The organism is Salinivibrio kushneri (assembly GCF_027286325.1).
GTDB classification, from domain to species: domain Bacteria; phylum Pseudomonadota; class Gammaproteobacteria; order Enterobacterales; family Vibrionaceae; genus Salinivibrio; species Salinivibrio kushneri_A.
Genome location: NZ_CP114588.1, coordinates 2,545,683 through 2,570,880, shown reverse-complemented (window position 1 = coordinate 2,570,880; position 25,198 = coordinate 2,545,683). Strand labels below are relative to the sequence as shown.

The 25,198-nt window shown below is 51.0% G+C and carries 17 protein-coding genes, 2 tRNA genes and 3 rRNA genes; 12 read left to right on the top strand and 10 right to left on the bottom strand.

What is annotated here, in order from left to right:
- Positions 1 to 229 precede the first annotated feature (229 nt).
- On the bottom strand, positions 230 to 955 hold the full coding sequence (gene bamD, locus N8M53_RS11800) for an outer membrane protein assembly factor BamD (protein WP_077523552.1): 726 nt from the start codon (positions 953 to 955) through the stop codon (positions 230 to 232).
- Between the two features lie 198 nt (positions 956 to 1,153).
- On the opposite strand from bamD, the gene rluD reads away from it, so the two are divergent.
- The 10 genes from rluD to N8M53_RS11750 all read left to right on the top strand — a co-directional run bounded on the left by rluD (position 1,154) and on the right by N8M53_RS11750 (position 12,667).
- Positions 1,154 to 2,128: a 23S rRNA pseudouridine(1911/1915/1917) synthase RluD gene (rluD, locus tag N8M53_RS11795; RefSeq protein ID WP_269578918.1), complete on the top strand. Its 975-nt coding sequence runs from the start codon at positions 1,154 to 1,156 to the stop codon at positions 2,126 to 2,128.
- Positions 2,128 to 2,850, top strand: a complete 723-nt coding sequence (gene pgeF / locus N8M53_RS11790) for a peptidoglycan editing factor PgeF (RefSeq protein ID WP_269578917.1) — start codon at positions 2,128 to 2,130, stop codon at positions 2,848 to 2,850. The genes rluD and pgeF overlap by 1 nt, the downstream gene beginning before the upstream one ends.
- Positions 2,851 to 2,927: 77 nt before the next feature.
- Entirely contained in the window at positions 2,928 to 5,504 is a 2,577-nt protein-coding gene (clpB, locus tag N8M53_RS11785) for an ATP-dependent chaperone ClpB (RefSeq protein WP_269578916.1), read from the top strand.
- A 515-nt stretch (positions 5,505 to 6,019) separates the two neighbouring features.
- Positions 6,020 to 7,589 (top strand): 16S ribosomal RNA (locus N8M53_RS11780).
- Positions 7,590 to 7,680: 91 nt separating this feature from the next.
- Positions 7,681 to 7,757, top strand: a tRNA-Ile gene (locus N8M53_RS11775).
- 108 nt (positions 7,758 to 7,865) lie between these two features.
- A tRNA-Ala gene (locus N8M53_RS11770) sits at positions 7,866 to 7,941 on the top strand.
- Positions 7,942 to 8,202: 261 nt separating this feature from the next.
- Positions 8,203 to 11,089, top strand: a 23S ribosomal RNA gene (locus N8M53_RS11765).
- Positions 11,090 to 11,175: 86 nt separating this feature from the next.
- Positions 11,176 to 11,291 (top strand): 5S ribosomal RNA (gene rrf / locus N8M53_RS11760).
- Together the 16S, 23S and 5S rRNA genes with 2 tRNA genes alongside form the textbook arrangement of a ribosomal RNA operon.
- 345 nt (positions 11,292 to 11,636) lie before the next feature.
- Positions 11,637 to 12,017, top strand: a complete 381-nt coding sequence (locus N8M53_RS11755) for a DUF393 domain-containing protein (RefSeq protein ID WP_332301565.1) — start codon at positions 11,637 to 11,639, stop codon at positions 12,015 to 12,017.
- A gap of 8 nt (positions 12,018 to 12,025) precedes the next feature.
- A complete protein-coding gene (locus N8M53_RS11750) occupies positions 12,026 to 12,667 on the top strand; it encodes a flavin reductase family protein (protein ID WP_269578914.1) in 642 nt (213 codons plus the stop codon).
- Here N8M53_RS11750 and N8M53_RS11745 read toward each other — a convergent pair.
- Positions 12,664 to 13,152, bottom strand: coding sequence for a GNAT family N-acetyltransferase (locus tag N8M53_RS11745; protein WP_269578913.1), 489 nt, complete (start codon positions 13,150 to 13,152; stop codon positions 12,664 to 12,666). The two genes, N8M53_RS11750 and N8M53_RS11745, sit on opposite strands and share 4 nt — an antisense overlap.
- A gap of 88 nt (positions 13,153 to 13,240) precedes the next feature.
- Positions 13,241 to 14,263, bottom strand: a complete 1,023-nt coding sequence (gene epmB / locus N8M53_RS11740; RefSeq protein WP_269578912.1) for an EF-P beta-lysylation protein EpmB — start codon at positions 14,261 to 14,263, stop codon at positions 13,241 to 13,243.
- A 33-nt stretch (positions 14,264 to 14,296) separates the two neighbouring features.
- Between epmB and efp the strand changes: the two genes are divergently transcribed.
- Entirely contained in the window at positions 14,297 to 14,863 is a 567-nt protein-coding gene (gene efp, locus N8M53_RS11735) for an elongation factor P (RefSeq protein WP_046074398.1), read from the top strand.
- Between the two features lie 64 nt (positions 14,864 to 14,927).
- Here efp and frdD read toward each other — a convergent pair whose 3' ends face one another.
- From frdD to frdA, 4 genes are read right to left on the bottom strand one after another with little or no spacing between them, the layout of a single operon-like run.
- Positions 14,928 to 15,290, bottom strand: coding sequence for a fumarate reductase subunit FrdD (gene frdD / locus N8M53_RS11730; protein ID WP_269578911.1), 363 nt, complete (start codon positions 15,288 to 15,290; stop codon positions 14,928 to 14,930).
- Positions 15,291 to 15,298: 8 nt separating this feature from the next.
- Positions 15,299 to 15,682: a fumarate reductase subunit FrdC gene (frdC, locus tag N8M53_RS11725; protein WP_269578910.1), complete on the bottom strand. Its 384-nt coding sequence runs from the start codon at positions 15,680 to 15,682 to the stop codon at positions 15,299 to 15,301.
- Positions 15,679 to 16,434 (bottom strand): succinate dehydrogenase/fumarate reductase iron-sulfur subunit, encoded by a 756-nt coding sequence (locus N8M53_RS11720; RefSeq protein WP_269578909.1) that lies wholly within the window; start codon positions 16,432 to 16,434, stop codon positions 15,679 to 15,681. Before N8M53_RS11720 ends, frdC begins: the two co-directional genes overlap by 4 nt.
- A complete protein-coding gene (gene frdA / locus N8M53_RS11715) occupies positions 16,431 to 18,236 on the bottom strand; it encodes a fumarate reductase (quinol) flavoprotein subunit (protein WP_269578908.1) in 1,806 nt (601 codons plus the stop codon). Before frdA ends, N8M53_RS11720 begins: the two co-directional genes overlap by 4 nt.
- 319 nt (positions 18,237 to 18,555) lie before the next feature.
- Here frdA and epmA point away from each other — a divergent pair, with 319 nt between their 5' ends.
- Positions 18,556 to 19,524, top strand: coding sequence for an elongation factor P--(R)-beta-lysine ligase (epmA, locus tag N8M53_RS11710; protein ID WP_269580042.1), 969 nt, complete (start codon positions 18,556 to 18,558; stop codon positions 19,522 to 19,524).
- 49 nt (positions 19,525 to 19,573) lie between these two features.
- On the opposite strand, the gene N8M53_RS11705 is transcribed toward epmA, so the two are convergent.
- The 3 genes from N8M53_RS11705 to N8M53_RS11695 form a co-directional block, all read right to left on the bottom strand.
- The gene (locus N8M53_RS11705; RefSeq protein ID WP_269578907.1) at positions 19,574 to 21,451 is read right to left on the bottom strand and encodes a methyl-accepting chemotaxis protein; all 1,878 of its coding nucleotides are present in this window, start codon (positions 21,449 to 21,451) and stop codon (positions 19,574 to 19,576) included.
- 181 nt (positions 21,452 to 21,632) lie between these two features.
- Positions 21,633 to 23,519, bottom strand: coding sequence for a methyl-accepting chemotaxis protein (locus N8M53_RS11700; RefSeq protein WP_269578906.1), 1,887 nt, complete (start codon positions 23,517 to 23,519; stop codon positions 21,633 to 21,635).
- A 235-nt stretch (positions 23,520 to 23,754) separates the two neighbouring features.
- Entirely contained in the window at positions 23,755 to 25,161 is a 1,407-nt protein-coding gene (locus tag N8M53_RS11695; protein WP_269578905.1) for an SLC13 family permease, read from the bottom strand.
- Between the last annotated feature and the right edge of the window lie 37 nt (positions 25,162 to 25,198).

The following is a 25,198-nucleotide window of genomic DNA, read 5'->3' as shown; positions in this document are numbered from 1 at the left end:
GCTTTTTTGTGTCTAAACCAACATTGTGCGCGTTTTGCCTCAATAACCTGCTGCTTCTCCAACTCTCTAAACCGTTATACATCGACAAGCGTGTGGCTGTTCTCACTCAGCGCTGAAGCTGAGCGTTGATTACAATTATACTCGACGAAGCTTTCTTGGCGCCGCTGATCTATAGATATAAAAAAACCTCCTTGGCGGAGGTTTTTATTAGCAAGCTTGTTAGCCGTTATTACGCTGGATTCTTAGCGATAAGTTTTCTTGTTCGCTCTGCCGGTTCGTCGAGTCCGAGTTTTTCATAGGCTTTAAGCATCAAGGGTAACGATGCGCGTGCTGCTTCTGTATCAGGGAAGTCACGCTGCAACGCCTGGCAACGGTTAACCGCGGCAACCCAAGCTTCTCGACGGATGTAGTAATCAGCGGCGGCGAGCTCATAGTTAGCAAGGCGGTTTTTCAATGCGGTCATCCGCGCTTTGGCATCTGCGGCATACTCACTGTTGGGATAGCGCTCAAGTAAGCGACGAAAATCGGCAAAGGCTTTACGTGCTGGTTGCGGGTCTCTGTCATCCCGCTCCATACGTAGGATGTCGTGAATGAGGCTACGATCTTGGCCCATATGGACAAGACCACGCATATAAACCACCCAGTCACTTTCTGAGTGCGCTGGGTGCATACGCATAAAACGATCAATCGTGGCTTCGGCCAAAGCTAAGTCATCATTTTTGTAATATGCATAAATAAGGTCCAGCTGCACTTGATCAGAATAAGCACCAAAAGGATAGCGTGAATCCAGTGCTTCAAGCTTTTCAATCGCGGTTATCCAAGCCCCTTGATTTAACTGCGCTTCAGCATCCTGATACAGTTTGGATGGCGGATCGTCTTGAACGACTTGGTCGTTGCTTGAACAACCGGCGAGTAGAGAGGCTGCGAGTAGCGCAGTCAGGGTTAGGCGTTTCATGGGTTATCGCACTTCCTTGAAAAGTTTTTATGCCATCTGGATTACGGTCGCAGCGGCAAACAGATACAATGTCATTATTCCGGCTATTTTATCCAGTGACAGGCGACTATAGCAAAAGGCGTTTGCAGGCGATATGCCAAGCGCCACTATAACGACTGTCGCAAGGGTTTAGTCATAGAAATCACAGAAAAGTTCGATATGGCACAACAGATAGAGTTATCCCATCAGATCCAAGATCATCAACTAGGTCAGCGGCTCGACCAAGCTATCGCTGAGCTGTTTCCTGATTACTCGCGCTCTCGGATCAAAACCTGGATCCAAGCCGGTCAGGTGTCACTCAATGGCGTGGCTATTGATAAACCGCGTCAAAAAGTGATGGGAGGGGAAAACGTCGAGATCACCGCGGAAATCGAGGACGATGACCGTTGGATCCCGCAAGATATTCCATTGGACGTGGTTTTTGAAGATGACGACCTGTTAGTGATCAATAAACCTGCAGGACTTGTAGTGCATCCGGGAGCGGGCTGCCCAGACGGCACCTTGCTCAATGGCTTGTTATATCGGTATCCCGCAATAGCAGATGTGCCTCGAGCAGGGATAGTCCATCGTTTGGACAAAGACACTACTGGCTTGATGGTGGTCGCCAAAACGATCCCGGCACAAACACGTTTAGTTCGGGCGCTACAGAAGCGGAAAATCACCCGTGAGTACGAAGCGATTGCGATTGGCAATATGACCGGTGGTGGTTTGGTGGATAAGCCGATTGGCCGCCACGCAACGAAACGTACCCACATGGCGGTGCATGAATTAGGTAAGCCCGCGATCACCCACTACCGTGTGGCTGAGCATTTTCGTGGTCACACGCGGTTACGTTTGCGCTTGGAAACGGGCCGGACCCACCAGATCCGAGTCCATATGGCTTATTTAAACCACCCTTTAGTGGGCGATCCGCTATATGGTGGCAAGGCTAAACCACCTCGTCATGCCGATGATGAGCTCATCCAAGGCTTACGCCAATTCCGGCGCCAGGCGCTACATGCGGCCATGCTACGTTTAGATCATCCCGTCACTGGCGAGCAAATGGAATGGCATGCACCGATTCCAGATGACATGGTCGCCCTGACTGAGCTGCTAAGGGATGATCAAAGCCAATATGGAGAAGAGGAATACTGATGTGCTACCTCCAGCCCGATTGGCCAGCCCCAAGCAATGTACGTGCGCTGACGACCACGCGTGTTGGTGGCGTGAGCCATGGGCGCTTTTCGGGTTGGAACTTGGGTATGCATGTTGGCGACACACCTGATGATGTTGTAAAAAACCGACTGCTACTTGCAAAGCAGGTCGGAGGCGATATTACCTGGCTGGACCAAGTACATGGCACGCAGGTCGCGTGCCTTCCAAGTGAGGACCCTCACCCCAAGGCAGATGCGGCCTTCGCCGAAACAACGGGCCAAGTCTGTACCATCATGACGGCTGATTGTTTGCCAGTACTTTTTTGCAGTGACGATGGTCAGCAAGTCGCGGCAGCCCACGCAGGTTGGCGCGGATTATTACATGGTGTGCTGGAATCAACATTATCGATGTTTGAGGAACCAAGCCGATGCCTCGTTTGGCTGGGGCCTGCGATTGGTCCCCAAGCTTTTGAGGTGGGAGAAGATGTGTATCAGGCATTTACCGCTTTGTCACCGGAAGCCAAGGTCGCCTTTATGCCTACTGACAACCACAAGTACTTGGCTGATCTTTATATGCTCGCGACGCAACGACTTAGGCAGGTAGGTGTGACAGCGATCTATGGGGGAGGGGTCTGTACCTATCAACAAGCTGACCAGTTCTATTCATATCGACGAGATGGGCAAACAGGCCGGATGGCAACCTGCATCTGGCGGGTGAAATAAAATCGACAAAGGTGCTTGAAAAGCGCTTCAATCGTGCCCATTTATTCATCAATTAGAGGTGTTAAGTGGGAGGAACTATGCGCCTTGACCGATTTACGAGCAAATTTCAAATTGCGATATCTGATGCGCAATCACTCGCATTAGGGCGAGATCACCAATACATCGAGCCTGTTCACTTGATGACCGCGCTCCTGAACCAAGACAGCAGTGCCATCCGCCCGTTATTGACCATGCTGAACGTGGATGTGAGTCAGTTGCGTTCCAGTCTTTCTGAGTTATTGGACCGCCTACCACAAGTCACTGGTACGGGTGGCGAAGTACAGCTTTCAAACCACCTAGGCACGCTATTTAATCTGTGCGACAAAATCTCGCAAAAGCGTAAAGACAAATATATCTCGTCAGAGCTTTTTGTTTTGGCTGCGGTGGAAGACAAAGGCCAGTTGGGCGAGCTGTTACGTAGCCACGGTTTGACGTCGCAAAAGGTTGAAGAAGCGATAGAGAAAGTCCGTGGCGGCCAGCAAGTCGATGATCCAAACGCGGAAGAGAACCGCCAAGCCCTTGAAAAATTCACCATCGATCTTACTGAGCGTGCAGAACAAGGCAAGCTCGACCCTGTTATCGGTCGCGATGATGAAATCCGTCGTACGGTGCAAGTGTTACAACGCCGCACCAAAAATAACCCAGTGCTGATTGGTGAACCCGGTGTCGGTAAAACCGCCATTGTGGAAGGCTTAGCTCAGCGTATCGTCAACGGTGAGGTTCCTGAAGGGCTACGCAAAAAACGCGTTCTCTCGCTAGACATGGGTTCGTTGGTGGCCGGTGCGAAATACCGTGGTGAATTCGAAGAACGTTTAAAAGCGGTGCTGAATGAACTTGCGAAAGAAGAAGGCAATGTCATTCTCTTCATCGATGAATTACACACCATGGTCGGTGCAGGCAAAGCCGAAGGAGCGATGGATGCGGGCAACATGTTGAAGCCGGCGTTGGCTCGTGGGGAGCTACATTGTGTTGGGGCAACCACGCTGGATGAGTATCGGCAGTATGTGGAGAAAGATGCTGCATTAGAGCGTCGTTTCCAAAAAGTGTTGGTGAGTGAGCCAAATGTCGAAGACACGGTGGCCATTTTGCGAGGCCTCAAAGAGCGTTATGAATTGCATCATGCGGTAGAAATTACCGACCCGGCTATCGTGGCTGCTGCGAGTTTGTCACACCGCTATATTGCTGATCGGCAGCTGCCAGATAAAGCCATCGATCTGATCGACGAGGCTGCGTCTAGTATTCGGATGCAAATAGACTCTAAGCCAGACTCACTCGACAGGCTTGAGCGTCGCATTGTGCAACTGAAGATAGAGCAGCAAGCGCTGGAAAAAGAAGAAGACAGTGCGAGCCAAAAGCGCTTAGAAACGCTTCGCGACGAGTTAGAAGCAAAAGAGCGTGAGTACGCAGAATTGGAAGAGGTCTGGAACACTGAAAAAGCTGCTGTGTCTGGTGCACAACACATTAAAGCGGCGTTAGAGCAAGCACGTACTGACATGGAAATCGCTCGTCGAGCTGGTGATTTGAGCCGGATGTCAGAGCTGCAATACGGCAAGATCCCTGAGCTAGAGAAGCAATTGGATCTTGCCAGTCAGGCAGAGATGCAGGAAATGACGTTGCTTAAAAACCGTGTCACGGATGCGGAGATCGCAGATGTTATCGCACGCCAGACAGGCATTCCAGTGTCGCGTATGCTTGAAAGCGAAAAAGAAAAGCTGCTCAAGATGGAGTCGGCATTGCATGAACGCGTGATAGGGCAAGATGAAGCGGTGAGCGCTGTTGGTAATGCTATTCGCCGTAGCCGTGCTGGTTTGGCGGATCCGAATCGCCCGATTGGTTCATTTCTCTTCTTGGGCCCAACAGGGGTAGGTAAAACCGAACTTTGTAAATCACTGGCTGAATTCATGTTTGACAGCCGAGATGCCATGGTACGGATTGATATGTCCGAATTTATGGAGAAGCATTCCGTGGCTCGCCTTGTGGGGGCACCTCCAGGTTATGTGGGTTATGAAGAAGGGGGGTATCTGACCGAAGCAGTACGTCGTCGCCCTTACTCTGTCATTCTGCTTGATGAGATAGAGAAAGCCCACTCGGATGTGTTTAACATCTTGCTACAGGTGCTGGATGATGGTCGCCTGACGGATGGTCAAGGCCGCACCGTCGACTTTCGCAATGCGGTGGTGATCATGACGTCAAACCTTGGGTCGGAGCAGATTCAGGCGCATTTCGGTGAATTGGACTATGCGGGTATAAAACGCACCGTGATGGAAGTGGCTGCCAATCATTTCCGTCCAGAGTTCATCAACCGAATCGATGAAGCGGTGGTTTTCCATCCATTAGCCGAAGACCACATCAAAGAGATTGCGGGACTGCAGATGCAAGAGCTGGCCCACCGTATGGCCGAAAGAGACTTTAAGCTTGAGGTGTCTGACATGGCCTTAGCGAAAGTCGCCAAAGGTGGCTTCGATCCTGTCTATGGCGCGCGTCCATTAAAACGTGCTATCCAGCAGACGATTGAAAACCCACTGGCTCAGCAAATTCTAAGTGGCGAGCTTGTACCAGGGCGACCTGTTTTCCTTGATGTTGAAAACGACCAAATCATCGCAAAACAGGACTAATAAGGGCTTATCGGCCGAAAGCCACCAATTTTAGGTGGCTTTCTGCCTCGTTTTAGCGTGGAAATGCTCACTAATAACGCACCTTGCTGGGTTTTTGTTCGCCTGGAAAGTTTTTCTTAAAAACCCCTTGCGTCACAAAATTACCTCTCTATAATGCGCTTCTCGTTGGCACGGCAAACCGCGCCAACAACGGCAAAACAGCCAAGCAAACAAAACGCTTGACTCGATGCCAAAGTGGCGTAAAATGCCACTCCCGCTCAAGATTGGGCGGCGCTCTTTAACAATTTGACCTATGCAATCTGTGTGGGCACTCGTTGAGAATAGACAAAAAGATTTATTCGATGAACTGAGTGACCAATTCATGTTGGTGCAGCCTTGAGCTGTTTTGATTTCACTTTTTTAAAAGTGGATGCCAACAGGAGCACAGTCAATTCGTTTGTCTCGTAAGAGACGAACAAAACAGTATTTATCGAGCCGTTTGTCTTTCCTTTATAGGAAAGCAAACACCAAAACTTAAATTGAAGAGTTTGATCATGGCTCAGATTGAACGCTGGCGGCAGGCCTAACACATGCAAGTCGAGCGGAAACGGCAGCATTGAAGCTTCGGTGGATTTGCTGGACGTCGAGCGGCGGACGGGTGAGTAACGGCTGGGAACCTGCCCTGACGAGGGGGATAACCGTTGGAAACGACGGCTAATACCGCATAATGTCTTAGTTCATTACGAGCTGGGACCAAAGGTGGCCTCTACATGTAAGCTATCGCGTTGGGATGGGCCCAGTTAGGATTAGCTAGTTGGTAAGGTAATGGCTTACCAAGGCAACGATCCTTAGCTGGTTTGAGAGGATGATCAGCCACACTGGGACTGAGACACGGCCCAGACTCCTACGGGAGGCAGCAGTGGGGAATATTGCACAATGGGGGAGACCCTGATGCAGCCATGCCGCGTGTGTGAAGAAGGCCTTCGGGTTGTAAAGCACTTTCAGCAGTGAGGAAGGTGGTGTACTTAATACGTGCATTGCTTGACGTTAGCTGCAGAAGAAGCACCGGCTAACTCCGTGCCAGCAGCCGCGGTAATACGGAGGGTGCGAGCGTTAATCGGAATTACTGGGCGTAAAGCGCATGCAGGCGGTTTGTTAAGTCAGATGTGAAAGCCCGGGGCTCAACCTCGGAACCGCATTTGAAACTGGCAGGCTAGAGTCTTGTAGAGGGGGGTAGAATTTCAGGTGTAGCGGTGAAATGCGTAGAGATCTGAAGGAATACCAGTGGCGAAGGCGGCCCCCTGGACAAAGACTGACGCTCAGATGCGAAAGCGTGGGTAGCAAACAGGATTAGATACCCTGGTAGTCCACGCCGTAAACGCTGTCTACTTGGAGGTTGAGGTTTAAGACTTTGGCTTTCGGCGCTAACGCATTAAGTAGACCGCCTGGGGAGTACGGCCGCAAGGTTAAAACTCAAATGAATTGACGGGGGCCCGCACAAGCGGTGGAGCATGTGGTTTAATTCGATGCAACGCGAAGAACCTTACCTACTCTTGACATCCAGCGAATCCTTTAGAGATAGAGGAGTGCCTTCGGGAGCGCTGAGACAGGTGCTGCATGGCTGTCGTCAGCTCGTGTTGTGAAATGTTGGGTTAAGTCCCGCAACGAGCGCAACCCTTATCCTTGTTTGCCAGCACGTAATGGTGGGAACTCCAGGGAGACTGCCGGTGATAAACCGGAGGAAGGTGGGGACGACGTCAAGTCATCATGGCCCTTACGAGTAGGGCTACACACGTGCTACAATGGCAGATACAGAGGGCAGCGAAGCTGCGAAGTGGAGCGAATCCCTTAAAGTCTGTCGTAGTCCGGATTGGAGTCTGCAACTCGACTCCATGAAGTCGGAATCGCTAGTAATCGTGGATCAGAATGCCACGGTGAATACGTTCCCGGGCCTTGTACACACCGCCCGTCACACCATGGGAGTGGGCTGCACCAGAAGTAGATAGCTTAACCTTCGGGAGGGCGTTTACCACGGTGTGGTTCATGACTGGGGTGAAGTCGTAACAAGGTAGCCCTAGGGGAACCTGGGGCTGGATCACCTCCTTACTGACGCTATTGTTGCGAGTGTTCACACAGATTGTATAGGTTAAAAGTCAAAGAGATACGAATGCCTTAGTGAAAGGCTCGTACCTTAGATGGGTCTGTAGCTCAGGTGGTTAGAGCGCACCCCTGATAAGGGTGAGGTCGGTGGTTCAAGTCCACTCAGACCCACCAATTTCTCCTGATGCTGCGTTAGTGCATTCCTCGTTTAGCGAACTAAACGTCGAAATACACTGCCTTGCCTCAAAAGAAATTGGCACCAGCATCTAAGGGATTCATGATGGGGCTATAGCTCAGCTGGGAGAGCGCCTGCCTTGCACGCAGGAGGTCAGCAGTTCGATCCTGCTTAGCTCCACCACTTTTTAAGCGCATTTATGATGATAAGTGTCTTTAAAAAGTGGTTTATCGTATTGATAGATTCACATGCTCTTTAACAATCTGGAAAGCTGACAAGTCATTCTTTAAAGAATGACAGTAAAGTTCTCAATCAGTGACAGAAATGTCACTCACACAATCAAGTGTGCTTGGGCTTTGTCTTAGTGATAAGCAAAGTCTCTATTTTGAGTCCGGCAAAAACAAAACCTTAGTTGTTTTCATGCAAGACCTTTTGGGGTTGTATGGTTAAGTGACTAAGCGTAGACGGTGGATGCCTTGGCAGTCAGAGGCGATGAAGGACGTACTAACCTGCGAAAAGCGATGGTGAGCTGGTAAGAAGCATTTGAGCCATCGATGTCCGAATGGGGAAACCCACCTGCATAAGCAGGTATCTTAGCGTGAATACATAGCGCTAAGAGGCGAACTCGGGGAACTGAAACATCTAAGTACCCGAAGGAAAAGAAATCAATTGAGATTCCGGCAGTAGCGGCGAGCGAACCCGGAGCAGCCCTTAAGCGGCTTAGGCGTTAGGTGAACAGGTTGGAAAACCTGGCAATAAAGGGTGATAGCCCCGTAGCCGACGGCGCCTTAGTCGTGAAAACGAGTAGGACGGGACACGTGATATCTTGTCTGAACATGGGGGGACCATCCTCCAAGGCTAAATACTCCTGACTGACCGATAGTGAACCAGTACCGTGAGGGAAAGGCGAAAAGAACCCCTGTGAGGGGAGTGAAATAGAACCTGAAACCGTCTACGTACAAGCAGTGGGAGCCTCCTAGTGGGGTGACCGCGTACCTTTTGTATAATGGGTCAGCGACTTAATGTAAGTAGCAAGGTTAACCGCATAGGGGAGCCGTAGGGAAACCGAGTCTTAACTGGGCGTCGAGTTGCTTGCATTAGACCCGAAACCGAGTGATCTAGCCATGGGCAGGTTGAAGGTTGAGTAACATCAACTGGAGGACCGAACTCACTAACGTTGAAAAGTTAGGAGATGACCTGTGGCTAGGGGTGAAAGGCCAATCAAACTCGGAGATAGCTGGTTCTCCCCGAAAGCTATTTAGGTAGCGCCTCGGACGAATACTACTGGGGGTAGAGCACTGTTAAGGCTAGGGGGTCATCCCGACTTACCAACCCTTTGCAAACTCCGAATACCAGTAAGTACTATCCGGGAGACACACGGCGGGTGCTAACGTCCGTCGTGGAGAGGGAAACAACCCAGACCGCCAGCTAAGGTCCCAAAGTTATCGCTAAGTGGGAAACGATGTGGGAAGGCTCAGACAGCCAGGATGTTGGCTTAGAAGCAGCCATCATTTAAAGAAAGCGTAATAGCTCACTGGTCGAGTCGGCCTGCGCGGAAGATGTAACGGGGCTAAGCGATACACCGAAGCTGCGGCAATGTCCTTATGGATATTGGGTAGGGGAGCGTTGTGTAAGCTGTTGAAGGTGAGCTGAGAGGCTTGCTGGAGGTATCACAAGTGCGAATGCTGACATGAGTAACGATAAAGGGGGTGAAAAACCTCCTCGCCGGAAGACCAAGGGTTCCTGTCCAACGTTAATCGGGGCAGGGTAAGTCGGCCCCTAAGGCGAGGCCGAAAGGCGTAGTCGATGGGAAACGGGTTAATATTCCCGTACTGCTACTTACTGCGATGGGGGGACGGAGAAGGCTAGGTGGGCCTGGCGATGGTTGTCCAGGTTCAAGTGCGTAGGCTGATTTCTTAGGCAAATCCGGGAAATCAAGGCCGAGACACGATGTCGAGCCACCAAGGTGGTGAAGTCATTGATGCCATGCTTCCGGGAAAAGCCTCTAAGCTTCAGGTAAGTAGCAACCGTACTCCAAACCGACACAGGTGGTCGGGTAGAGAATACCAAGGCGCTTGAGAGAACTCGGGTGAAGGAACTAGGCAAAATGGTACCGTAACTTCGGGAGAAGGTACGCTGCCCGCGGTGAAGTCCCTTGCGGATGGAGCTATGGGCAGTCGCAGATACCAGGTGGCTGCAACTGTTTATTAAAAACACAGCACTGTGCAAAATCGAAAGATGACGTATACGGTGTGACGCCTGCCCGGTGCCGGAAGGTTAATTGATGTGGTTATCGCAAGAGAAGCCATTGATTGAAGCCCCGGTAAACGGCGGCCGTAACTATAACGGTCCTAAGGTAGCGAAATTCCTTGTCGGGTAAGTTCCGACCTGCACGAATGGCGTAATGATGGCCACGCTGTCTCCACCCGAGACTCAGTGAAATTGAAATCGCAGTGAAGATGCTGTGTACCCGCGGCTAGACGGAAAGACCCCGTGAACCTTTACTACAGCTTGGCACTGAACATTGAGCCTACATGTGTAGGATAGGTGGGAGGCTTTGAAGCGGCGACGCCAGTTGCTGTGGAGCCATCCTTGAAATACCACCCTTGTATGTTTGATGTTCTAACTTAGCCCCGTTATCCGGGGTGAGGACAGTGCCTGGTGGGTAGTTTGACTGGGGCGGTCTCCTCCCAAAGCGTAACGGAGGAGCACGAAGGTGGGCTAATCACGGTCGGACATCGTGAGGTTAGTGCAATGGCATAAGCCCGCTTAACTGCGAGAGTGACGGCTCGAGCAGGTACGAAAGTAGGTCATAGTGATCCGGTGGTTCTGAATGGAAGGGCCATCGCTCAACGGATAAAAGGTACTCCGGGGATAACAGGCTGATACCGCCCAAGAGTTCATATCGACGGCGGTGTTTGGCACCTCGATGTCGGCTCATCACATCCTGGGGCTGAAGTCGGTCCCAAGGGTATGGCTGTTCGCCATTTAAAGTGGTACGCGAGCTGGGTTTAGAACGTCGTGAGACAGTTCGGTCCCTATCTGCCGTGGGCGTTGGATGATTGAGGGGAGCTGCTCCTAGTACGAGAGGACCGGAGTGGACGAACCGCTGGTGTTCGGGTTGTGTCGCCAGACGCATTGCCCGGTAGCTAAGTTCGGCACAGATAAGCGCTGAAAGCATCTAAGCGCGAAGCTGGCCCCGAGATGAGTCATCCCTAGAGCTTCGAGCTCTCTAAAGGGTTGTCGTAGACGACGACGTTGATAGGCAGGGTGTGTAAGCGCTGTGAGGCGTTGAGCTAACCTGTACTAATTGCCCGTGAGGCTTAACCATACAACACCCAAGAGGTTTTGGGTTGGACTTGAAATAAGCCAGTTGATTGTGGCGAGAACGAACAGCTTTCTAGATTACCGAATTTGCTTGGCGACCATAGCGCTTTGGACCCACCTGACTCCATGCCGAACTCAGTAGTGAAACGAAGCAGCGCCGATGGTAGTGTGGGGTCTCCCCATGTGAGAGTAGGACATCGCCAGGCTTTGAATACAATTAATTAAAGCAGCTATATGTAAGACTTTAATTAGTAGAAACACCAAGCCCTGACCTTACGGTCGGGGCTTTTTTGTATCTTGAGGGTGTATCAGCCCTGTACGTCTCGCTTCAAAACTCCCTGCACATAGCTCGCAATTTAATCATCAAAGCGGATATGCGTAAGACTTTGATGAGAAAATACCAAGCCCTGACCTGACGGTCAGGGCTTTTTTATGTCTGTTATTTTTGTACTGAGCGCTATGCTTTTCCCTTCCTGCTCGATTTTTTACCGTGCGTTTTTCTGATCTTCATTGCCCTTCTGTGCGTAATCTCGCTGTTAGGAGGTGTGATTATGGTGACTGTATTTTATGACAGCATGTGTCCTTTATGCGTGAAAGAAATGCGTAAGCTGTCTCGTTGGGATACCCAAGGCGCGTTGCAGCTGGTTGATATTCATCAAGCTGATTTCTCTATTCGTTTTCCTGACATAGATCCCAGTGCCGCCAATCGCATTTTGCATGCGCAAGATAGCGGCGGGCAGATAGTGTATGGTTTAGATGCGACTTATGTAGCTTGGCGGGCTGTGAATAAAGGATATTGGGTGAAGTGGCTACGCTGGCCTGGTATTGCTTGGGTTGCTGACAAACTGTATCTGTTCTTTGCCCAACACCGTTATCGCATATCCGCGCTGTTAACGGGACAAGCTCGCTGTCAACAATGCCAACTTAAGTAAGGATGGATATGGCTCTGAGTGTGTATGAGAGAGACGATATACTGGCGATGGAAAAGCGTTATCGCGCGGCGTTCGTGAATAGCCTGTCCGGCTTTAAATCGGCGAACCTGCTAGGCACCAGTGACTCAAATCGACAGACAAACTTGTGCATTGTGAGTTCTGCGTTTCATCTAGGGGCCAACCCAGCGTTAATGGGTGTGATTATCCGCCCTGATACCGTACCGCGTGATACCTTAGAAAACATTCGCGAAACCGGGGTTTATACACTTAACCATGTTCAAAAGGAAATGGTTGTCGCCGCGCATCAAACGTCAGCACGCTATCCACACGGGGTGTCTGAATTTGAGCAAGTGGGTCTGACGCCCTTATGGCGTGAGCGAATTAATGCGCCTTATGTTCAAGAAGCCGCGATACGTCTTGGCCTGATTCTTCGTGAGGAGCATACCATGGCAATCAACGGCACCCATCTATTGGTCGGTGAGATCATTGAGGCGCATGTTCCAGATAGCTGTATCAGCCACGATGGTTTTGTCGATATTGAGCAAGCAGGCACCGTCGCGTTGAGTGGCTTAGACAGTTACCATCGCACCGACCGTGTGGGGCGGCTCAGTTACGCTAAGCCCGATACTATGCCTGAGTGGCTTGATTAGCGGGTACGCGCCATATAATGGGCATCAACAAACTCGCCGTTACGGAACGCAAACTGTTTGGCGGTGCCTTCAATCTCAAAGCCAAACTTTTGGTAGAGGCGGGTCGCAGCCGCGTTATCCGTATAAACGGTTAGCTCTATCCGTGATACGTTCAGCCAGTTTTCGGCTAAATCGATCGCTTTTTCCATTAGCGCACTACCAATGCCGCGGCCTTGATAAGCATCATGAACGCCCATGCCAATATCTGCAACGTGGCGACGGCGCGGGTTCGCGGCAATGACTAAGCCGAGGTTGCCGACCACTTTTCCCTCCAGCTCGGCAACCAATGGGTATACGCCATCTGGCACGTTATTAAGCCGTTTTTCCCACATCGCGAGGCTTGGCATCGGCAATTGCAGGGTGCCTGCTTGAGCCTTGGGTTGCGCGTAGATTTCACGTATCGCCGGAATGTCGTCGGTGTGGTATTGACGAATAATCAGAGACATAACACATCCTTGTGGTGAACTTTCCTCTCTAATAAGCCATGCAAGCAAAAATAAATCAACAGCTTATATCAATTAAGTCACTGATTATTCACTCTAAATGTAGATCCAGCGGCGTTTTACTGGCTCGTCCGCCAACTTCTCGGGTCAGTCGGGGGACTAAATAGCCGGAAAGCTGGCCGATAATGTCTTGCATTAAGGCGCGTGCTTCATCGTCTGAGACTAGAAAGTGGGCGGCGCCTTGGACTTTATCCAATACATGCAGATAGTAAGGTAAAACGCCGGCCTCAAACAGTCGTTGACTCAGAGCCACCAAAGCGTCAGCGCTATCATTCACGCCTTTAAGGAGGACGCTTTGGTTAAGCAGCGTGATACCTGCTTGTCGCAGTGCGTGGAGTTTGTCGCTTAACTCGTCATCGATCTCATTGGCGTGGTTGATGTGGGTGACCATCACCACGTTTAAACGCGAGTGCGATAAGCGCTCGGTCAGCGCTGAGGTGATGCGTGCGGGGATCACGACGGGCAAGCGAGAGTGGATACGCAGCCGTTTAACATGTGTTATTTGTTCAATAGCACTGATGAGCCAATCGAGCTCATCGTCTTTGGCCATCAGTGGGTCGCCACCAGATAAAATCACTTCGTCTATCTCTGCATGAGCGGCGATATAGTCCAGCGCCCCTTGCCATACACGCTTACTGCCTTTGTTGTCCTGGTAAGGGAAATGGCGACGGAAACAATAGCGGCAGTTTATCGCACAGCCGCCTTTTACGATCAGTAGCACTCGGTTGTGGTATTTGTGCAACAGTCCAGGGACGGCATTATCTTGTTCTTCCAGTGGGTCAGCGCTGAACCCGTCAACCTCATTAAATTCGTCGGCAATCGGTAGTACCTGCTTTAACAATGGGTCATGAGGGTTTCCCTTTTCCATTCTGGCGACAAAGCTGCGCGGTACACGCTGTGAAAACAAACGGCGCGCCGTAAAACCGGACTCCCATCCCTGTGGTGAAATTTCAAGCATTTGCAGCAGTTCACTGGGATCTGTGATCGCCTCTGCGAGTTCTTTGATCCAGTTTCGCTCAACAGCAGGCTGGATTCGGGTTATGATGTGCGACATTTGTGAAAACTCGAAGATGTTAAGAGGATCAAGATGGCGTCTTTCAGCACTAATGAATTCCGCGGCGGTTTGAAAATTATGCTCGATAACGAGCCGTGTGTCATTACCGAAAATGAATTCGTAAAGCCAGGCAAGGGTCAGGCCTTCAACCGTGTCAAAATCCGTAAGTTGATCTCCGGTAAAGTACTAGAGAAAACATTTAAATCGGGTGACAGCGTTGAAGCGGCCGACGTGATTGAAGTTGATATGGATTACCTGTACACAGACGGTGAATTCTATCACTTTATGAACAATGAAACCTTTGAGCAAATTGCGTCTAACGAGAGCGCAGTGGGTGATAACGTCAAGTGGCTCGTCGAGAACAACACGTGTACGCTTACACTGTGGAATGGCGACCCTATCGTGGTTACCCCACCTAACTTCGTTGAACTAGAGGTGACAGAAACCGATCCAGGCTTGAAAGGTGATACGCAAGGAACGGGCGGCAAGCCAGCGACACTGAGCACAGGCGCTGTGGTTCGCGTGCCTTTGTTTATTCAAATCGGCGAAGTGATTAAGGTCGATACCCGTACGGGTGAGTACGTTGGACGGGTTAAGTAACCTTTGTTAAAAAGCCCTGCGCTTCATCAGCCAGGGCTTTTTTTATGCCTTGTTTTGACTGGAATTAGACAATCAATACCAACAGTATGGCCGCGACACTGACCGCAAAGGCGATGGCGTAGCAAATTACCTTACCGGCGAGTCCAACATGCAGCTTTAAGTCGTGCAGCCCGTGATGGATGCGATGCATGGCATGCCACATAGGCAACGCAAGGGTGGCCAGGATCAGCAGCTTGCCGAGCCAGTGCTCAGCAAACATCGTCACACGGTCATAGCTCAATGTGGATGGGTCAATAATCCCGAGAGGGATGAGTACCCCTAAGATCAAGACAGTCACTGGGGTAAACATCGCGAACCAGGTTCCCCCGGCGCCAAAGAGGCTCCACCAAATGGGCTCATCGGAACGTTTGGGTTTGGAATCAATCATAACACCTCCTAAATGAGCACCAGAGCAATCAGTGATATCACCGCCACCGCGGCCCATTGCGCACCAATCACCCATTTACCGTCGAGCAGTTTGCCTTTAATGCGAATTGGCATCACTTGCGGCATCATGCTGAAAAATGTGGTGGCATGAAACAGGCTGGCGACCAAGGCAACCAGGTTCAAGGTAATCACCACCGGGTGGGCCATGTAATCCAGCCAGCTTTGCCACGCTTGCGGTCCCTGAACCAAGCAAATTAATCCAGCTGTGAGACTAAGCGTGAAAAAGACCAAAGGCAGTACTGTCGCTTCTCGCACCATATAAAAGCGGTAGAACGGATGGTCGAGCCACCAAGTACGCGGCATGGGGCGTGTATAGGGTTTGCGGTTACTCATCCTCTTACCTCCTGCCCATCTTTATTAGGGTTAAACATGGCAATCACCATATCTTGGGTGGAAGCCACCTTGCCTTGGTTGACTGCACCCGCAGGATCAACACCTTTCGGACACACTTTGGAGCAGTAGCCGACGAAAGTGCATCCCCACGCGCCGTTATCACTATTAATCAGCGGCATGCGTTGGGCTTTTCCCTTGTCTCGGCTGTCAAGATTATAGCGGTGTGCCAGCGCGATCGCGGCAGGGCCTAAAAAGTCGGGGTTGAGACCAAATTGCGGACAGGCGGCATAGCATAAGCCGCAATTGATACAAGCGGCAAATTGTTTATAACGTGCCATTTGTTCAGGCGTTTGTGTATTGGGCCCGTCTTCAGGGCGTCGATCATTACCCAAGATATAGGGTTTGATTGCTTCAAGACGCTCAATAAAGGGCGTCATATCGACAACGAGATCTTTCTCGATCGCAAAATTAGCCAAAGGCTCAATCACCACCCCTTTGGCGTAATCACGTAAAAACGCTTTGCAAGCGAGCTTGGGAACACCATTGACCATCATTCCGCATGAGCCACAAATGGCCATGCGACAAGACCAGCGGTAAGACAGCGATTTATCGAGGTTGTCTTTGATATAGCCTAGCGCATCTAAGACCGACATGGTTTCATCGCCGGGCACAACGAAAGATTGCGAGTAAGGCGCCTCATCCGTTGCCGGATCGTATCTGAGCACTGAGACCTGGTAGGTAGTTTGCGTCATGATGCGGGCTCCTCTTGTTGATCCACATTGCCACGATTGGCGTGTTCCGCCGCATCGCCATATAGGCGTGCTTGTGGTTGTGATTTGGTGATTTTAACATCGCCGTAGTCAATGCGAGGGCCGCCCTCGGGTTGATAGAAGGCCAAGGTATGTTTGAGGTAGTTATCATCATCACGCTCGGTGCAGCCTTCATCTAGCCGTTGGTGAGCGCCACGAGATTCCTTACGCTGGATGGCAGAGTGTGCCATGGCCTCTGCGACCTCCAAGCCATAGCCCACTTCAATGGCATAGAGTAGGTCAGTATTGAACACACTCCCTTGGTCTTGGATGGCAACATGCTGATAGCGTGCTTTGAGCTCAGCAATTTTATCAATGGTGGCTTGCATCAGATCTTCGCGACGATAAATACCGCAGCCCGCTTCCATTGTCTCGCCCAGCTCTTTGCGAATATCCGCCCAGTTTTCTTCGCCTTGATTGCTCAGCAACTGATCAATGCGCGCTTTGACGTTCTGAACCTGGGCATCAATAGCTGCTTGATTCCAACCTGTAAAGGCCGCTGCCCGTTTTGCTGCGCCTTCACCCGCCAAACGACCAAATACCGCTAATTCAGCGAGCGAGTTTGAGCCGAGTCGATTAGCCCCGTGCAAACCGACGGAGGAGCACTCACCAACCGCAAATAAGCCGTTAACGCGCGTTTCGGTTTGGGCATCCGTTTCAATGCCACCCATGGTGTAGTGCACCGTGGGACGAATTGGGATCGGCTCTTTGGCGGGGTCAACGTTGACATAGGCTTTGGCGAGCTCACAAATAAACGGCAGCCGTTCTTGAATATAGTCTTCGCCGAGGTGACGTAAATCGAGATGAACAACGTCACCGAGCGTGTGCTTGATGGTATTGCCTTTTTGCTGCTCATGCCAAAAGGCTTGTGAGACTTTATCGCGTGGGCCGAGCTCCATGTATTTGTTCTTTGGCTGTCCGACCGGCGTTTCTGGCCCGAGACCATAATCTTGCAGGTATCGGTAGCCGTCTTTGTTGACAATAATGCCACCTTCGCCACGGCAGCCTTCGGTCATTAAGATCCCCGTTCCAGGCAGCCCTGTGGGGTGATATTGGACAAATTCCATATCACGCAGCGGGATACCGTGGCGATAAGCCATGGCCATGCCATCCCCGGTGACAATCCCACCATTGGTATTGCAGCTGTACACGCGTCCGGCGCCGCCCGTGGCTAACACCACCGATTTGGCTTTAATACAGACCAGCTCGCCTTCCGCCATGTGCAAGGCAATCAAGCCTTGTACTTGCCCGTCATCGATAATCAAATCAATCACAAAGTATTCGTCGAGACGTTGGATCTGTGGATATTTGGTCGAGGTTTGAAACAGGGTATGGAGCATATGGAAGCCGGTTTTATCCGCGGCAAACCAAGTACGCTCGACTTTCATGCCACCAAAACGGCGGACATTGATGCTGCCATCGTCTTTTCGGCTCCAAGGGCAGCCCCATTGCTCGAGTTGTACCATTTCATGGGCACAATGTTTGACAAAGTAATCGACGACATCTTGTTCGCATAACCAGTCGCCACCGCTGACGGTATCATTGAAGTGGTTGTCTAGGCTGTCTTCGTCCTTGATGACGGCAGCTGAGCCACCCTCTGCGGCCACAGTGTGGGAGCGCATCGGATAAACCTTAGATACCAGGGCAATATTAAGAGAGGGGTCTGCCTCGGCGGCCGCAATGGCGGTGCGCAGCCCGGCGCCACCAGCGCCAATCACTGCAATATCTGTGGTAATGGTCTGCACGTTCATCCTCCAGTGTAGGGAAAGCCAGTGCTTGGCTTATTTATTGTTCTGCTGTCATGGTAGGCAATCTGTGCACAGCAAAAATTGACTCAGTCGGGGAATTACCGCGATTTTGTGGGCATGAGTGTTAAATTGCATAAAAGTGTGATGTTAGTCGTTAAGTGCCTGCCGCTCTTGTAAAAAGGGGAAATAATTACAAAGAAAATGCGTTATGTGGCACATGCTTGCCGCGCAACACTAATCGTGAGTACTTGTCATTCCAGACGGCAGCGATAGACTGGCGCCATCAGAGAGCGTGCAAGGGTAACGTATGAGTGAGATGAATCAGTGGCAGCCAACCGCAGGCTTGCCACAATTAAAAAAACGCGCCGCGATCATCGCCCGTATCCGTCAATTTTTTGCTGATCGTGACGTATGGGAAGTGGATACCCCTGCACTGAGTCAAGCGGCGGTGACTGATGTGCACCTGCACAGTTTTTCCACCTCGCTGGTCGGCCCCGGCTTTGCCAAGGGACTACCTTTGTATTTGATGACCAGCCCAGAATTTCATATGAAGCGATTACTGGCAGCGGGCAGCGGTGCCATTTACCAAATCAGTAAGGCGTTTCGTAATGAAGAGGCAGGGCGCTACCACAACCCTGAATTTACGATGTTGGAGTGGTATCAACCTGGCTATACCCACCATGACTTAATGGATGAAATGGATGGGTTGTTGCAAGCGGTACTTAGGTGTCAAGCTGCGACACGGATGAGCTATCAAACGGCCTTTGAATCGTTCACCGGACTGTGCCCATTAACCGCGGATAGTAGTCAGTTGCGTGCACTGGCTGCTACGCAGGGATTGGCAGACATCACTCAGGATGAAACCGACAAAGATACCTTGCTGCAGCTGCTTTTCTCCGTGATGGTAGAGCCGAATATTGGCCAGCAGGTGCCCGCTTTTATTTATGACTTTCCCGCGTCGCAAGCCGCGCTGGCTAAAATCAGCGAAGAAGACTGGCGTGTTGCGCATCGGTTTGAGGTGTACTTCCGAGGGATTGAGCTGGCCAATGGTTTTTATGAGTTGCAAGACGCCAACGAGCAACGACAGCGGTTTGAGGCGGACAATGCGGCACGTGAGGCTCGCGGTCTACCACCACAACCTATCGATGAGCACTTATTGTCCGCGCTGGAAAGTGGCTTACCTGATTGCGCGGGGGTGGCATTAGGCGTCGATCGTTTAGTGATGTTAGCGCTCGGTTGTGATCACATTGATGCGGTGACCGCGTTTCCTGTCTCACGCGCGTAGCGCCATAAGAAAAACGCCGCCTTGCGGCGGCGTCTGAAAGGGCATTCACCTAGACTTTAAATTTTGACAAATCTTGATGCATATCCCGCGCGGCTTGCGCCATGCTTTCACCTTGATCGCCGGTGGCACTGGCTTGCTGGTGGATCTCATAGGACAGATCTTTTACCGCTTGAGTATTGCGATTGATGTCGTCGGTGACCGCACGCTGCTCCTCTGCAGCACTGGCAATTTGAATCGCCATTTCTGAGATAGTACCAATAGCGCTGGTGATTTGGTTGAGGCGCTCACTGGCCGCTTCGGCGCGATCCACACTTGATGTCGCCATTTCATTACTTTGGGTCATATCATCGACCGCGCGCTGTGTGGTGTGCTGCAGCGTCTCAATCATGTTGCGAATCTCTTCGGTGGAGTCATGGGTACGCTGGCTCAGTACGCGCACTTCATCGGCGACCACTGCAAACCCTCGCCCTTGATCGCCTGCTCGGGCTGCCTCAATGGCTGCGTTGAGAGCAAGCAAGTTGGTTTGCTCGGCCACCCCTTGAATGGTCGCGATGATTTGGTTGATACTCTGGGCGTTCTCATCCAGCTCGCGGATCACATTAGTGGCTCGCTCTACTTGCTCGGCCAACTGAGTGATAGCATTGCGGTTATCACTGACGACACTTAACCCCTCTTGGCATGACTGCTCCGCCTGTTGCGCGGACGAGGCCGTATCTTCAGCATGGCTTGCCACCTCGTTGGCTGTGGTCGACATTTCGTGGATAGCCGTCGCTATTTGGTCAACATCATTTTGCTGTTTATCAACCAACTGGCTGGACTGCAGGGCGTGGGTGCGACATTCTTCGGCGCTTTCTGACAGCGTCATGCTCTGACTAACCGCTTTACCGACCATCTGCTGGAGCTGAGCGAGGAAGGCATTGACGTATCCAGCCAGTTCGCCAATTTCATCTTGGCGGGCGATGTTGAGCCTTTGCGTGAGATCCCCTTCGCCTGCAGAGAGAGTACGTACAGCGCCTGTCAGCTCGCCTAATGGCTTAAGCAGCTGTTTGATTAACGCACCGGCGACAAAGGCAATCACGATAAACAAGATCACTGAGGCAATCACCACAAAGGTAATTTGCTCTGATACCGAAGCATAGGCTTGTGTCTTATCTTCGACGATACCCAGGGTCCAATCGGTATTGGGAACCTCGATCGCCGCGAGAAGCTTTTCTTTGCCATTAAGCTCGAAGGTAGTGAGTTGGCGCTGGGCGCTCGCGCTAGCCATAAATGTGGGCGTGAGTTCTTCGTCAAGCTCAGTCAGTGGCTGACGGCTAAGATCGGTATCGCGATAGGCCACTAGGCGGTTGTCACCATCGACGAGGAAGGCAAAGCCATTGCTGAGTTTTAAATTTAATACTTGCTCGACAATATCGGTCACGGTGACATCGGCAGCTAGTACCCCTTGATATTGGCCATTAAAGGCTTTGGCGAGACTGACCACCAAACTGCCATCGAAATCTTGATAGGGCTCGGTAATGATTAAGCCATTGGCGTCACTGGCGCTTTGATACCAAGGGCGAGTGCGCGGATCATAGTCGGCGGGCCAATCTTCGCTTTTATCACCGTAGGCGATACGGCCATCTTCAAAACCGGCATACACGGAGAGGAAACGCCCCGCTCGCTTGGTGACAAGAAGCTCGCGATCCACATTAGCCTGGTTGGCGATCAGTGATTCGTTTGCCAATAGCATATCGGCGCGCGTACTCAGCCAGCTGTCGATAAACTGGACGGTGGCATCCCCGACATCATGCATTTGCTTGGTGATACTGCTAGTCGTCTCGCTTTGGAGTTGACGCACAGAAATGCTGGCAAGTACCGCACTGACCAAGGCCACGATAAAGGCAATAGCCACAATGATTTTTAGCTTAATTGTTGGCTTGGGCATAGACACATTTCCATCTGCTTGAAAAGTGTCACAAGTGTATACGCAACGTTTGCACTAAAGTTGGATCGATAAGACAAAATGCGGTCACAAAAGCGGCAAAGTGAGAGAATAAGGGTGAATCTGTGATCTTTCTGCCAGTGACAGTCTGCCTACCTAGGCAGGCAGACTGCGGTGGCGCAGGTTATACTTTGAACTTGGAAAGGTCGTTGTGCATTTCTTGCGCATCTTGCGCCATTTGCTCACCTTGCTCGCCCGTTTCATTGGACTTTTGGTGGATCTCTAACGAGAGGTCACGCACCGCTTGGGTATTACGGTTGATATCTTCGGTCACCGCTCGTTGTTCTTCAGCCGCGCTGGCGATTTGTGCCGCCATCTCAGAAATGTCGCCGATTGCACGGGTGATTTCGTTGAGTTTCTCGCTCGCTGAGGCTGCGCGTTCGACACTTGAAGTCGCCATATCATTACTTTGGGTCATGCCATCTACTGCGCGTTGAGTGGTGTTTTGTAGCGTTTCAATCATGTTACGGATCTCTTCCGTGGAATCATGAGTACGCTGACTCAATACACGCACTTCATCAGCGACGACAGCAAAGCCACGTCCTTGTTCACCGGCTCGGGCGGCCTCAATGGCGGCGTTAAGCGCGAGTAGGTTGGTTTGTTCGGCAATATCCTGAATAGTGGAGATGATTTGGTTGATGCTTTGTGAGTTGGTATCCAATTCACGGATCACATCTGTGGCTTGCTCCACCTGTTCTGCTAGTTGGGTAATGGCATCACGGTTGCTTTCCACTACCTCTAGGCCGTCACGGCATGAGCCCTCTGCCTCTTGGGCAGAGCGCGCGGTTTGTTCGGCATTACTGGCGACTTCGTTAGCCGTGGTCGACATCTCATGGATGGCGGTGGCAATTTGATCAACATCGCCTTGCTGCTGACCCACCAAGCTACTGGACTGGTGAGCAAGGTTGCGACATTGGTCGGCGCGATCCGATAGGGTCACACTCTGAGTGACGCTGCGGCCTATCATCGCTTGTAACTGCTCAAGGAACGCATTGACGTGTCCGGCTAACTCTCCAATTTCATCTTTACGGACAATATCAAGACGCTGAGTGAGATCCCCACTACCTTTTGAAAGCGAGCTTACTGCCTGTGTCAGTTGAGTCAGCGGCGCCAACATCCGGTGGATAAGCGCCCCGGCAATCAGAGCAATGATCACAAATAAGATCACTGACGTGACCAAGGTGGAAACAATCTGCTCGGAGACAGACGCAAACGCCAACTTTTTATCTTGCACCACGCCAAGGCTCCAGTCAGCGCCTTCAACGGGCGTTACCGCGAGCAGTTTTTCTCTGCCGTCACCGTCAAAAGTAATGGTTGAGAGTGCATCACTGTTACGTGCCTGTTGGATAAAAGCGGGGGTAAGTTCATCGTCAACCTGGGTCAGGGGCTTGGTACTGAGCGCAGTATCCCGATAAGCCACGACATTGTTGTTACCATCAACCAAAAAAGCAAAGCCTTGGTTGGGCAACCGCACATTGAGTACTTCTTGCACAATGGCGTCAACGGAGAGGTCTGCAGCAATGACGCCCTCGTAGCGTTGATTGAACGATTTGGCAAAACTGATCACCATCCCAGCGCCATTAGCATCGACATAAGGGGGGGTGATGATTAGCTCATTAGCGGCGTTGGCTTGTTTGTACCAAGGTCGAGTCCGTGGGTCATAATTGGCCGGCCAGCTTTCTGTTTTGTCACCATAAGCAATCGAGCCGTCTGCAAAGCCGGCGTAAACGGTGAGAAAGTTACCCTGGCGCTTGGTCAGCAATAATTCACGATCGACATTAGGCTGAGTCGCAATCAGTGGCACATTGGCGACTAGCATGTCACTGCGGATATCAAGCCACTCTTCGATAAAGTTGCTGGTGGAAAGACCGACATCGCGCATTTGCTCAGTGACGTTTTGCTGCGTCTCTTGTTCCAATTGGTTAACGGAAAACCATGCCTGTACTGCACTGACTAAGGCAACGACCAAAGCAACAGCAAGCAATATTTTGGTCTTGATGGTGAATTTCATTAAAGATCCCTCGTACTACCACGTTCCGACGATACTTTCTTATTGAGTATCTGATTAATTGTAGAAAGCTTGGCCAGCGTTGATAAAGTTTTTTTAAACGTTGTCTTATCCGCGCCGCGCATTTTCTATTTTGCCTACATCACAAGTGTTATCCCATTTTTACTCGATGAAACATATCCACTTACACAGGATGGAGTGAATTTATCGTTTTTATTTCTCAATTGTTAAACGCATGTCACGTTAGTAAGACAACTGCACTGTAGACCAAACCTAAACCACTGACGCCTAAAATAACCCCTACCTTGACCAAATCTTGACTGTTGATAAAGCCGGTTGAATACGCCAACGAATTGGGCGGTGTCGAAACGGGTAGAATCATCCCCAAGGAGGCCGAGAAGGCAACCACAATTAATAGCCCCTGCATACCACCAATGCTTGCCAGCGCGGGCATGGAGGTGGCAATGGCGGCAGCTATCGGCATTAAGAGGTTGGCGGTGGCTGTGTTGGACATAAAGTTCGCCATCAGCCAGCAGATAATTGATAAGGTAACCAGCACCGTCATGGCGGTAAGCAAGTTGTAATCGACCGCATGCGCGAGGGCCGCGGCAAGTCCTGTTTGATCGAGTGCTATCCCCATCGCAATCCCGCCGGCGACCAGCCATAAGACATCCCAGTTGATCTGTTTGAGCTCTGGCTTACCAATAATGCCAGTGAGGGTAAAAATCGCCAGTGGGATCACTGCCACCACATAAGTATTCATGCCATGCAAGCTGGTGGTAAGCCAGAGCACGATCGTGAGGGCGAAGGTAATGTAAACCGTGTAGGCCTGCCAGCTTTGTAGAAAGCGTCCCTCTAAAGCAAGATTCACTTGGGTCTGTTGACTACGAAAGAGACGTTGTAATAGCCACCAGGCGAAGGTGAGCTGAACGATCACGAAAGGCAGGCCCATCTGCATCCAGCCCAGAAAAGAGACTTTATACTCCCCCGTTAAGTACTGTAAGGCAATGGCGTTTGGCGGCGTCCCTATTGGTGTCGCAATACCACCGGTATTGGCGGCTACAGGAATACAGAGCACGAGTGCTTTGATGAGAGGATCCCCTTTGGGCAGTACCGCGATGATTGGGGTAAGTAGTGCCAGCATCATCACCGTGGTGGCAGTATTGGACATAAACATCGAAAACACTGCGGTGATTAACATCAGGCCGAGCATGATAAATTTAGGGTGCTGACCAAAGGGTTTCAGTAATACGCGTGCTAAGTTGATATCCAGTTCGTACTTTGACGCGGCGATGGCAAGCGAAAACCCGCCCATAAAGAGAATAATGATAGGGGATGAAAACGCACTGAGAATATCGGTATAAGGAATTAATTCGCCACGTGGATGGTGGGGGCTCATACCGCGAAACCAGTGCAAGCCTTTATCTGAAATCATCACCAGTTGTAGTGTGATTATCAATAAAGACGTAGAAAAAACAGGCACAGGCTCTAACACCCACAGTAATGCCGCCATCAAAAAGATCGCCAATAAACGGTGTTGAATAATGGTGAGGTTGGCAATCGGTAACCAATCAGTGGGGATAAGCAATAATATGAGCGGTAAGCCGAGGGCGACCAGCAATTTTATAAAATGAGCATTAACCACAAATACGCTCCTTCGTTATCGGTGGGCGAGCGCGTCC